Here is a 12451-nt window from a genome sequence, read left to right as displayed (position 1 = left end):
CAGGTATTATTTACTGCCGAAGTTTATCCAATCCACACTGATGAGGTGCTGGTTTGGTTTGTCTTTTTTAACAAATACAAAGTACAGGTCATGGCGGCCTCCCGGATCAGTAACCGGGGTGCTTTGCTCAGTAAACTTATTCCACTCACCTGTTGGGGTAAAGTTAAGCGTACTAATTAACTGCCCTTTAACTGAGCCTACGTGCACCTCAATAGCCCCGGCGCGGTTAAGCGACGAATAGCGGTAAGTTAGCTCGCTGATGCCTTTCAGGTCAACATCTTTCAGGATAAAGAACCCTTTGTTATGCACCTCGCCAATCCTTTTACCCTGAATGCTCATGTTGTAATGTGCATCGGCTTCACCGGCATATACTTTTGCTGGCCTGAATATCAAGCTTGTACCTCCGGTTAATTTAGGCGCATTCACCGCTCCCTTGTCCGTATAAGCGGCTGATAAAATGTAACGGCCTTCATCCGGATTTTTAAGGTGATCGTTAAATGATATGCTGCCTTGCGACGGTAAAATCACATCCTCTTTCTGGTTATTCAGTGTCAGGATGTATTTTACGATCTCCTGCGCGTTAGGTTTTGATAACTGCGGGTGAGCCGCCATAGAGTGCTCGCCCCAATTGCCACCGCCACCTTTGATGATCTTATCGGCCAGCTTATCAACCGCGCCTTTATCATTGGCATAGCGTTTAGCTACTTCAACGAACGACGGGCCTACTGACTTGGCGTTAACCTGGTGGCAGGCTTTACAGTCGCTGTTAGCGATCAGTTCTTTACCGTAGTTATAGGTTGGCGTAAGTGCCTGGTGCCCTATCAATGCTTTATTGCTTTGTACCTTGGCAATGTAATTCAGCACTACACGCACTTGTTTTGTGTCAACAGTTTTATCTTCAGCGTCCTTAACATCAACCTTGTATTTTAAGGTTTGCGTTTTAGGGGTAAAGAAGGTGCTGTTCTTATCAGTAGTAATAGCCACCTGCGGCATGGTGTTACCTACTATTACTTTTACAGTATCAGTACTGCTTTTACCTGCACCATCAGTTACTTTTAGGGTAACATTGTAGGTACCGTTTTTAGTAAAGGTATAAGTTGGCGCAAGCTCGGTTGAACCAACCTGGTCGCCATCAAAGCGCCATTCGTAAGATAGCTTGTCCTCATCATCATAATCAAAGCTTTTTTGGCTAAAGGCTACTTTGTAAGGTGCTATGCCAACCGTATCTTTAACTTCGATCTTGGCGAATGGCGCACGGTTGCCGCCATTATAATCAATACGTACCAGGCGGGCATCCACATTGTCAATACCGTAAACCGAACCATACTCCAGCATGTAGATTGATCCATCCGGACCGATTTCCATATCAACCGGGCGACGGAAATCGCCGTTGCCTTCCATGAAGCGCTCCATGCGTTTAAAGTTGTGGTTTTCATCCATGCGGATAACAAACACCCAGTTACGCATCCAATCGTATACAAACCAGCCTTTATCAAAATACTCAGGCATTTTATTGGCTGATTGAATTTTAGGATCGAAGTGATAGATCGGGCCGCCCATGGCGCAACGTCCACCCTGTCCCAGCATCGGGAACTCATCATAAGCAGCGTAAGGGTACCATACCATTGCGCCTGTAGTTGGTGGCAGGTCCTTTAAGCCGGTGTTGTAGGGCGAGTTATTTTTTGGCGATTTAGGATCAAAGTTATTACCAACTACTTTGGTAGCGAAATCATAATCCTTATAAGGTTTGCTGTCGCCTACAAAGTATGGCCAGCCATAGTTGCCCGGTTTGCGGGCCTGGTTAAACTCATCATAACCACGCGGGCCTTGCTTGCCATCGGTACCGGCATCCGGACCAACCTCACCCCAGTAAACAAAAGATGTCGCCGTATCAACCGACATGCGGTAGGGGTTACGGCAACCCATTACATAAATTTCGGGACGGGTATTTGGTGTGCCTTTTTTAAACAGGTTTCCTTCCGGAACAGTATAGGTTCCGTCAGCTTCGGGGTGTATGCGTAGTATTTTACCACGCAGATCATTGGTGTTACCTGCCGAACGCTCCGCATTAAATGTAATACGGTTAGGGCGCTTGTCAATCGGCGCGTAGCCTTCGGACTCAAACGGTACCGTGTTATCACCTGTTGAGATGAACAGGTTTTTGTTTCTGTCCCAGGCTAATGAACCACCGGTATGCGCGCTCACCTCAAGTTCGATAGGTATTTCTATCAGTACTTTTTCTGATTTCAGATCAAGCACATTATCCTTACTGATGCTAAAACGGGAGATATGCTGTTTGGTTTTACCATCCGCCTGCGCGGTGTTAAAGAAATACAGGAAGTTATTGGTTGCAAAGTCAGGGTCAATGGTCATACCCAGCAAACCGTTCAGGTATTCATCCACAGCCTTAACCGGGAATTTATAAACCAATGTAGTTTTACCGTCTGATGGGGTATACACATAAAAATTACCGGCACGTTCAATAAAAAACACACGGCCATCAGGCGCTACGGCCAGTTCCATCGGCTCATTCAAATCGTTTGAAAGGACTGTTTTGGTAAAGCGGTTATCTTCCGGTTTTTTCTCTGAGTAGGCTTTAGCGTAATCAAGCGGGGTATTGCTGCCAACGGCATATTTAATACCGCCTAACAAGTGCTGTAAAAACAGCGGTTCGCTATAGCTTTCGTCTGTATGGCCACCACCGGTGTAAAACGCGCGACCGCCATCAAACTCATGGTACCAGGCAATCGGGTGGTCTGAACCATTGGTGCCGCCTTCATAAGTGTCTTCATCCAAAGTGGCTAACACTTTTAAATCAGGCTGAATGTTTTTGTAGTTGTACCATTCGTCGGTACGTTCCCAGCGTTTTGGCAGGCCTTTGGTTGATACATGCGTAGTATCTATCACATCAATAGTAGCCGTACGTACATTCGGGTTGCCGGGGTGACTGCTGAAATAAGCACCTACCAGTTTGTTGTACCATGGCCAATCGTACTCGGTATCAGCCGCGGCATGTATACCTACGTAGCCGCCGCCGGCCTCAATATAACGCTCAAATGCTACCTGCTGATCGGCATTGAGCACATTCATGGTAGTACTTAAAAATACAACCGCGCTGTAGTTCTTGAGGCTATCCTCAACAAAATAATCGGCATTTTTTGTGGTATCCACTATCATTCCGTTGGCTTTGCCAAGCTGTTGCAAGGCGGCAATGCCTTTTGGAATGGAAGTATGATACCAGCCCTTGGTTTTGCTGAACACCAAGATACGCGGGGTTTTATTGGAGCCTGACTTTTGCGGAGATACCGTTTTACAGGCATAAAAAACGGCCGATATACAGCCGGTTATCAATACTAATGATAATACTTTGTGGTAAACAGATTTAAACATATATCTTGTTTATTAGGAATGGCACTTTGGCCTTTTGAATTTAAACATCGCAAATTTGAACACCCTGCTTTAACGAGGCCAGTTTATCCGCCCGTTTAGGGATGAACTCCTGCGCTACATAGCCTTTAAAGCCGGTATCAACAATGGCTTTCATAATGGCCGGATAGTATAACTCCTGGGTTTCGTCAATCTCGTTACGGCCGGGTACGCCACCGGTATGGTAGTGCGAAAAGTATTTATTGTATTTACGGATAGTAGCGATCACGTCTCCATCCATAATTTGCATGTGATAGATATCGTACAACAGCTTGAAATATTCTGATCCGACGGCATCGCACAGTGCTGCGCCCCATTTGGTATGGTCGCACATGTAATCGTGGTGATCAACCTTGCTGTTAAGCAGCTCCATCACCATTACTACTTTGTGTTTTTCAGCAATCGGCATCAGGCGTTTAAGGCCAACGGCACAGTTTTTAAGTCCTTCGGCATCATCCATACCATTACGGTTTCCCGAAAAACAGATGATCTGCTTGAAACCGGCGGCGGCTACCTTAGGTATTACCTCTTCGTAACTTTTAACCAGTTCATCGTGCAGTTTAGGGTTGTTAAAGCCCTCGCCGATACCCTTGCCCGCTCCTTGTGTAAGCGCGCAAACCAAGCCATATTTTTTTAGTGTAGGCCACTCATCCGGGCCGGTTAAATCAATTGATTTGATGCCCATCGCCTTCGCGCCTTTGCAAAGATCATCTAACGAGATATCGCCATAGCACCAACGGCAAACCGAATGGTTGATACGGCCTTTCAAATCGTCGCTCAGTAAAGCCTCAGCGGCTGATACACGGTTAAACAAGCTCTGGCCAACAAAAGCCGCCGCGGATGTAGCCGCCACTTTTTTGATCATATCTCTGCGTGATGATGAGGGTTTATTTTCACTTTTCATTTTATAGTTAAGGGTTATAATACCAGGTTTAAATGGATGGTGTTAAATGTACAACAAAAGGCATAATTATCAAATCTAATACTTTTGTACAGATATTGAAATACTCTTGATAAACAGGTTAATTTTATGCGATAAACAGCTAATTTCAGTATCAAAAACCGTTAAACATACTTTTTTTGTAACAGCAAAAATACTTAGTTATGTACCTCAGGCCAGCCGTTACGCCAAGTTAGTTTGAGTATGCGCAACTTTGGCTTACCGTTATCATGCGCGTCATAACCATGAAACACCAGGTAATCAGTTCCGTTAAAATCAGCTACCGCGTTATGGCCTGCGCCATACCAGTTACTATCTGCCGGTAATACCAGGCTGCCGCCGCCATTCAGCAAAGCAATGCCCTGCGCATCAACATACGGCCCCTTTATGTTTTTTGACCGGCCTACAACCATTTTGTAATTACTCGCCGGGCCTTTACAGCAATAATCTATCGAGGCAAAAAGGTAGTAATAGGGGGCTTTTTTAAAAATGAATGGTGCTTCAATCGCGTTAGCACTTGTTACAGCATCTTGTTTTCTGCTGGCTATAGCTAATAGTTGTGTCGTGTCGCCGTCAATACTTAACCTGTCGGCTTTTAGTTTAACCATTTTTAAACCACCCCAAAAGGAGCCGAATACAAGATAAGGCTTACCCCTATCATCGGTTACCAGGTTCGGGTCGATGGCGTTCCAGTTGGTTTTACCGGGATATGATTGTATAACCCGGCCATGATCTACCCATTTAAAATCAGGGCTGCCCGGATGCAGTGTGGTATTGGTAGCAACACCAATGGCCGATGTATTTTTACCGAATGCCGAAACTGAGTAATAAAGATAATATTGGCCATTATGGTATGATATATCGGGAGCCCATATATACCCTTTAAAACCGGGTATAGCATCAGTCGCCCATTTTGGCGGGTTGTTAAAAACCCGCTTTTCACGCTTCCAGTTTTGCATATCAACAGATGACCAAACCGCAATGCCGTTACCGGTGCAAAATATATAATATACGCTATCCTGCTTAATGATAACCGGATCGTGCACAGAGATATCCGGCTTCAACTCCTGCCCCATTCCCGGCAGGGAAAGCAAGAACAAAATTGCTGTAACAACCGGCTTTACATAGCTTTTCATTCTGTTATTTTATCAGCCTTATTTCAAAAACATCGGCCGTTGCCGAGCCTTTTTCAGCCTCAAACTTTAGTTCGATAGATTGCTTTTTTCTTACCCCGGCAGGAATAGAATATTCGGCAATATAAAATCCTTTACCATCCGACTCATTAATTTTAGCTGCCGTTATTTTTATGTTATTCAGGTAAACATTAAAAGCACGGTCATTCGTTTTGGTGTAGGTTACCAACAGTGTTTTGGCTTCGGCATTTTTGTTTTTCAGCATGTAGCTAAACCAGCCTTGCGCGTTACGAAAATGCCTGTCCTTATAAGTGCCTGTCCAGGTACGTTCAGATTTAATCGTGTGGTCGTTTTCGGGCTGCTGTTCACCGGCGGTTAACCTGTCAACGGTAATGGCATCCAATTTTAGTTTTTCAGCTTCGGCCTTGCTGATACTGTCTTTCATAGCGGCCAATCCGCTTTTGGTGGTATATGGCCAGTACAGCATGTAACGGGTATTATAGAGGGTATAAAATGGCACCAGCTTCAGGTTTTTATATTGAAGCTGATCTATACCGTTAACTTTAAATTCCAGCTTAGCTTCATTAACCGGTTGCACAGCAGCGGCAATACTATCTTTTTCAGATACAATAAGCGGCGCTTCGTCTAACGGGTAAAGCGGACCGCCTGCCACGTGGCCCATGCGGCTGTCGTCAGCAAAAAGTCCGGTTTGTTTGGCGGTGTCCGTAGCGGCGGCCAATACTACCGGGCCATGCACAAATGATACCCAGTTAGCACCATCGGGCAAAGCTTCCGCCCTGGTTTGCATGGGCAATTTTACCTTGACCACATCGCCGGTTTTCCATTTTCGGTTTAGGGCGATGTATGAGTTAGCATCACGCATAACCTTTACCGGCTTATTGTTTACCCAAACATGCATAGCACCATCCTGCACCCAGGCAGGGTAGCGTACATGCAGCGCGAAGGTTTGAGGTTGCTTTATGGTAATGCTGATGGTTGACTCATCACTGTAGGGTAAGCTGGTGTTTTGCTCCAGCTTCAATCCCTTTTCGGCCCAGTTAAGGGTAGATGGCATAAACAGGTTCACAAAAACATCCTTTGCTGAGTGCGCGTAAATGTATTCGCCGTAACGGCCATGGTTTTCCAACCCGCTGCCTACGCAGCACCAAAAACTTTGCTGCGGGCTTGAGTATACCCTGTAATGCTGAGGCCTTATCGGCGTAAAGTAAACAAAGCCCCCTTCCGGGTTTTGTGTAGATAGAATATGGTTGTAAAGCGTACGCTCATAATAATCCATATAATTAGCCACCGGCTTTGCCAGAAATAAATGACCGGTAAGCTTTAGCATATTGTAGGAGTTACAGGTTTCAGGCCCTTCCCTGCTCTCTATCATCCCCGAAAAATCATTTACAGGGTTAAAGTGTTCGCTTACACTGTTACCGCCAATTGATATTGTTCGATGCTCTACCACATTGTGCCAAAAGTAATCGGCGGCATTTGCCCAGGCGGTATCATGCGCCAGCTCGGCCACACGCATATAGCCAATCACTTTAGGTATTTGCGTATTGGCATGCATCCCGGTAAGCGAATCACGGCGGTGCAGCAATGGGTTCAGTATTTTTTTGTGTGAGAAGCGCCTGGCTAACTGTAGATACTTTTGATCGCCGCTAATGGCGGCTACATCCGCAAAAACCTCGTTCATGCCGCCATGTTCGCTGGTGAGCATGAGTTGTATCTGTGCGTCGCTTAATTTGGCGGTGAGTTTGTATGCCCAATCGGTGTAGTTCAGTAATACGGTTTTAGCCTGCTGATTGCCGCCTACACGGTAAGCATCAACCAAACCCGCAAATGTTTTGTGGATGTTGTAGAGCGGCACCCAATGATTATTAAACGAAAAATTATCAGCCTGAATGTTACCGGCACCAATTTGTGCCCATAAAGCCATGCCGCCCGGTACGCCGCCTATGTAACCATTACCCGCATTTTGCTGGCATAGGGCTAATTGCGCTATCATGTAATTCAGCCTGTCCTGCAAACGCTTATCTCCGGTTGAGGCATACATATAAGCCAATGCCGACAGGTAGTGCCCGCCAATATGCCCGTCAAGCCCGGTATCTTCCCAGTTACCATAGCTTTTGGCTTTAGGTTTTAAACCGGCTTCACGAAGATATGGTGCCAGCAAACGATCAGCGTCAAGCTCCAAAATATATTTCAGATCCGTTTGCTGTGCCGATTTGAACGGCCCCGGCAGCAAGCGTACCTGCGACACCGGAAAAGCCTGTAACGATTGCGCCTTAACATTACCATAGCCCGTTAATAAACACCCGGCTATAGCCAACAACTGGCTTAAACACTTCCTCATAAAAACTTACTTAGCGGGTTTAATACCCTGCGTAGTCATGATAACTTTTTTGATGGTACCATCGGTATTGTAATACAAGTAATCAATGCAAACTGATCGCCTGAAACTACCGCCATTTGTAGGTAACGCACCGTTGTGGTATATAAAATACGACTGCCCCTTAAAATCAATTATAGCCTGATGATTGGTGTTTGAATTACCCGCAACCTCATTAATAATCCCTTTAAATACCCATGGGCCATTGATGCTTTTACTCATGGCATAGGCAATTTTCTCCGGAAACTGGTAAGCGTACGACAGGTAATACCAACCCTTACGTTTATGTATCCATGGGGCTTCGGTAAAGTTAGGCAAACCGGAAATGGCTTGTATGGGGCCGTCAAGCTCGGTCATGTTTTCTTTTAGTTTGGCATAATAGCAAACCGTATTGCCCCAAAACAGGTAAGCTTGCCCGTCATCATCAATAATTACCGATGGATCTATATCATCCCAGGTGATGCTGGCCTGCTTGGTCATGTCATTAGTAATCAGCGCGGAGCCGCGGGCATCCTTAAAAGGGCCGGTCGGCTTATCGGCAACGGCAACACCTATAGCTTTGCCGCCAATTGTACCATGTTCAACAGCTACATACCAATAAAACTTGCCTTTGCGTTCTATAACCTGCGATGCCCAGGCATCGGCCTTAGCCCATTTAAACTCCTTTACGTTTAATGGCGATGGATGCTCTTTCCAGTTCAGCATATCCGCCGACGAATAGCAAAGCCATTCGTTCATGTAATAATAATTTTTATCGGGCGGCGGCACATCATGCCCCGTGTACAGGTAAACGCTGTCCTTATAAACAAAAGCGGCAGGATCGGCCGTATATTTGTTTTTAATGATAGGATTGCGGGCAAGCGTATCAGGCATCTCAGCACCTTTATCTGTCTTAGCCGACTGGCCAAATGCCGATATTGTTGCACCTATCAGTACAATACAAAATGTATTTATATATCTCGTGTTCAGCAGCATTTATTTAAGCTTTAATTTGATCACTTTAAACGAATACGGCTCGGCATCAACAGACAGGCTATTGCCGGCAACGTTAATACTGCTTTCGGCAGGCACTATCATTTGCGGGTGCTCAAGGGAGTTTACCACATCCGGTTTATCGCTTTTCAGGGTTGTTACCACTCCTTTATTCTGATAGGCAGATAGCCCTTTAATGTCCAGGCTGGCCTTATGGCTTTTGCCCGAAACATTTACCAGCTTTATCAGCAATTCCTTAGTATTTTTATTGATGGTTGCGTTAGCGTAAATACCGTCCTGCCCTGCTATCGGTTGCCCGCCAAGCAGCATCGGCACCACGTTAGTACCCTTGTTTAACGAGTACAGTTTTTGCACGTAGTAATTGGGCGTACCATAATATTTCAGGTTATCAAACCAGATCAGATCCGGTGCCCATTGCCAGGCATCAACATGGGCGAATAATGGCGCGTATGATGCCATGTTCACCACATCGGCATTACGCTCCAAGCCTGTCATGAAGGCGGCTTCGGCAAGTGCTGCTTCCAGGTTGTTCTTTTTCAGTGCATCCTCAACCCCCGGAACATGTGCCGCGTACTCACCGGCAAATATTTTAGGCCCGTTACGGTCATAACTATCATAACGTTTGGCGTTATCCCTGAACCATTGCGGCGGGCGGTAGTAATGCTCATCCAGTATATCGGCCTTTAAACCACGGAAGGCGGTATTCAAGGTATCAAACCTTGCTCCATCAGGGTCGGTACCAGTACTGGTCACAATTTTTATCTGCGGATATTTCTTTTTGATCGAGTCGCGGAACAGTGTCCAGCGTTCAACATAATTAGGGCCCCAGTTTTCGTTGCCCACGCCCAGCATCTTCAGGTTAAATTTAGCCGGATGCCCCAGGCTGATACGCAGCTTACCCCACTTGGTGCTGGCATCGCCATTGGCAAACTCGATCAGGTCGAGCGCGTCCTGCACGTAAGGGTCAATCTGATCTACCGGCACCAACTCGCCGCTGTTAAACTGGCAGGCCATGCCGCAATTAAGTATGGGCAGCGGTTCAGCGCCAATATCTTCAGCCAACATAAAATACTCCATAAAGCCCAGACCGAACGACTGATAGTAATCAGGCGTTGCGCGGTGCTTAAATTCGGTATTCCAGCGGTTAATAATGGTTTCGCGCTTATCTACATCGCCAATAGTTTTTTTCCACTGGTAGCGGTTAACCAGGTAACGGCCCTCAACAATACACCCGCCCGGAAAACGGATAAAGCCCGGTTTCATATCGGCCAGCATTTGCACCAGGTCGGCACGGAGGCCATTAGGGCGACTTTTCCAGGTATGCTGCGGAAACAGCGAGATCATATCCAGATCGATATTACCCTTGCCCTTCAGCGTAATATTTAAGCTGGCCTTTGCCGCTTGCGCGGTGGCGGTAAAACTCACCTTAAATTTTTTCCATTGATCCGAATTTGGCTGAACGGCAGCACTGCCTATCACCTTGCCATCCTCGTCTCGCAGTTCAAGCTGTATAGTTACCTTGCTGCTTACCGGCTGCCTGGCTATAATGGAGAAATTGTATGCCTCTCCTTTGCGGATACCCATACCCCTGAAACCCTCATTTGCCAGGGCGATGCTTTGCGCGGATGGCAGGCTAACTTTAATGTAATGCGGGTTATCCGGGCGTTCGGCCTTGCGGTCGATCACTTTTACCGCGGCGCTATCGCCGGTTATTTTCCATCCTAATAAGGGCTTATCAAACTCAAACGACCGGTTTTTAACCAACTCGGCATACAGGCCGCCATCGGCACCCATATTAATATCCTCAAAAAACACACCGTACATGGTTGGCTGCACGGTGGCCTTTAATTCCTTAGGATCAATTGTATAAACAGCGCTGGTTTGGGCGAAGGCGCTTACGGATAAGCAAACCGCGCCAAATATCATCGCTATTTTACCTGATGTTAAATTCATGCTTAACTATTTATATAAACGTATTTTTTTTTTGCTGATGATTACTTTTTAAGCTCAAGCACTACTACCGATACCGGCGGCAGTTTCACCTTCAGTTTACCGGCTTTTAATGATGCACCTTTAAACACTGCCGGTTTCAATTTATCCGGCACTTCAAACGTGTTATGATCCTGTAATGATTTTGAGGTAAGTATGCGGCCGCTTACATTTTTAAATGCCGATGCATCAAGCGTCAGATCAATATCCTGCGCGTTTTTAGGGTCAATGTTAGTCAGGGTGATATGCGCCACTCCTGCCTTATCTACCGATGCGGAAACAGAAACCGCAGGCAGCTTTTCGTTACCAAAAGTATAATCTTTAGTGGTAAGCTCAACCGGCAATAAGGTAGCATCCTGATGCACATTGTACATTTCCATTACGTGGTAGGTTGGCGTAAGTATCATTTTTTCCTTATCGGTTAAAATAACGGCCTGCAATACATTAATGGCTTGCGCCAGGTTGGCCATGCGCACCCTATCGGCATGGTTGTTAAATATATTCAGCGTAACACCGGCTATCAGCGCATCGCGCATGGTATTTTGCTGGTACAAAAACCCGGGATTAGTGCCATCTTCTACATCATACCAGCCGCCCCACTCGTCAACCACCAGGGCTATCTTTTTCTGGGGATCATACTTATCCATAATAGCCGAGTGCTTGCTTACCAGTTCTTCCATAAAAAGGGCGCTTTTCATGGTACGGAAGTATTGCTCCTCGGTAAATTTTACCGCCGGGCCTTTTTTATTCCACTCAATTACCGCGTAATGGTGCAGGGCTACACCTTCAACCAGGTGGCCGGGTATGGTTTTCATCAGGGTTTCAGTCCAATGGTAATCAGCAGAGTTAGCACCCGATGCTATGCGGAACAGCTTATCGCCGGTCATGAAGGTTGCGTATTTTTTAAACTCGTTGGCATAGTACTCCGGGGTCATGTTGCCGCCGCAGCCCCAGGCCTCGTTACCCACGCCCCAAAAGCGCACGTCCCAGGGTTTATCGCGCCCGTTCTCACGGCGCAGGTCAGCCATCGGGTTTTTATTGGCCGAACCTACGTATTGTACCCAGTCGGCCAGTTCCTGCACGGTACCGCTGCCAATGTTACCTGCCAGATATGGGTCGGTATTGAGCAGTTCGCACATGTTTAAAAAGTCGTGCGTACCAAAGCTGTTATCCTCAGTAACGCCGCCCCACCATTTGTTTACCATTGTAGGCCGTTTATCTTTAGGGCCAATGCCATCTTTCCAATGGTAAGTATCGGCAAAACAGCCGCCCGGCCAGCGTAATGACGGGATCTTCATTTTTTTGAGCGCGTCTACAATGTCATTACGCACGCCATTGGTGTTGGGTATCTTTGAGGTATCGCCTACATAAAAGCCACCGTATATACAACGGCCTAAATGTTCGGCAAAATGACTGTAAATGTATTTGCTGATAGTGCTTTTTCCCTGTCCGGTGTGTACAACACCCGTATTTTGCTGCTGCGCGTAACTGCTGCCCGTTATCAGCAATAGTAATAACACCTTTACAGGCTTACCAAATAAGTTCATAATCAGGTTCATTTTTATGGTTAGT

7 protein-coding genes are annotated in these 12451 nt (G+C 46.3%); all 7 read right to left on the bottom strand.

The window, feature by feature from the left end; translation table 11 throughout:
• Nucleotides 1-6 precede the first annotated feature (6 nt).
• Nucleotides 7-3390 carry a ThuA domain-containing protein gene (locus AC3WJC_RS03760; RefSeq protein WP_492397733.1) on the bottom strand — a complete coding sequence of 1128 codons (3384 nt, stop codon included), beginning with the start codon at nucleotides 3388-3390 and terminating at the stop codon, nucleotides 7-9.
• Nucleotides 3391-3430: 40 nt separating this feature from the next.
• Nucleotides 3431-4330, bottom strand: coding sequence for a hydroxypyruvate isomerase family protein (locus AC3WJC_RS03755; RefSeq protein ID WP_492397732.1), 900 nt, complete (start codon nucleotides 4328-4330; stop codon nucleotides 3431-3433).
• Nucleotides 4331-4524: 194 nt separating this feature from the next.
• Nucleotides 4525-5502 (bottom strand): family 43 glycosylhydrolase, encoded by a 978-nt coding sequence (locus tag AC3WJC_RS03750; protein WP_492397731.1) that lies wholly within the window; start codon nucleotides 5500-5502, stop codon nucleotides 4525-4527.
• A gap of 4 nt (nucleotides 5503-5506) precedes the next feature.
• Nucleotides 5507-7861, bottom strand: a complete 2355-nt coding sequence (locus tag AC3WJC_RS03745) for a beta-L-arabinofuranosidase domain-containing protein (RefSeq protein WP_492397730.1) — start codon at nucleotides 7859-7861, stop codon at nucleotides 5507-5509.
• Between the two features lie 6 nt (nucleotides 7862-7867).
• Nucleotides 7868-8872, bottom strand: a complete 1005-nt coding sequence (locus tag AC3WJC_RS03740; RefSeq protein ID WP_492397729.1) for a glycoside hydrolase family 43 protein — start codon at nucleotides 8870-8872, stop codon at nucleotides 7868-7870.
• Nucleotides 8873-10843 (bottom strand): alpha-L-arabinofuranosidase family protein, encoded by a 1971-nt coding sequence (locus AC3WJC_RS03735; RefSeq protein WP_492397728.1) that lies wholly within the window; start codon nucleotides 10841-10843, stop codon nucleotides 8873-8875.
• Nucleotides 10844-10884: 41 nt separating this feature from the next.
• A complete protein-coding gene (locus tag AC3WJC_RS03730; protein ID WP_492397727.1) occupies nucleotides 10885-12438 on the bottom strand; it encodes an alpha-N-arabinofuranosidase in 1554 nt (517 codons plus the stop codon).
• Between the last annotated feature and the right edge of the window lie 13 nt (nucleotides 12439-12451).

It is taken from the genome of Mucilaginibacter sp. FW306-07-L (genome assembly GCF_058782065.1).
This window is presented reverse-complemented; position numbering and strand designations above follow the sequence as displayed.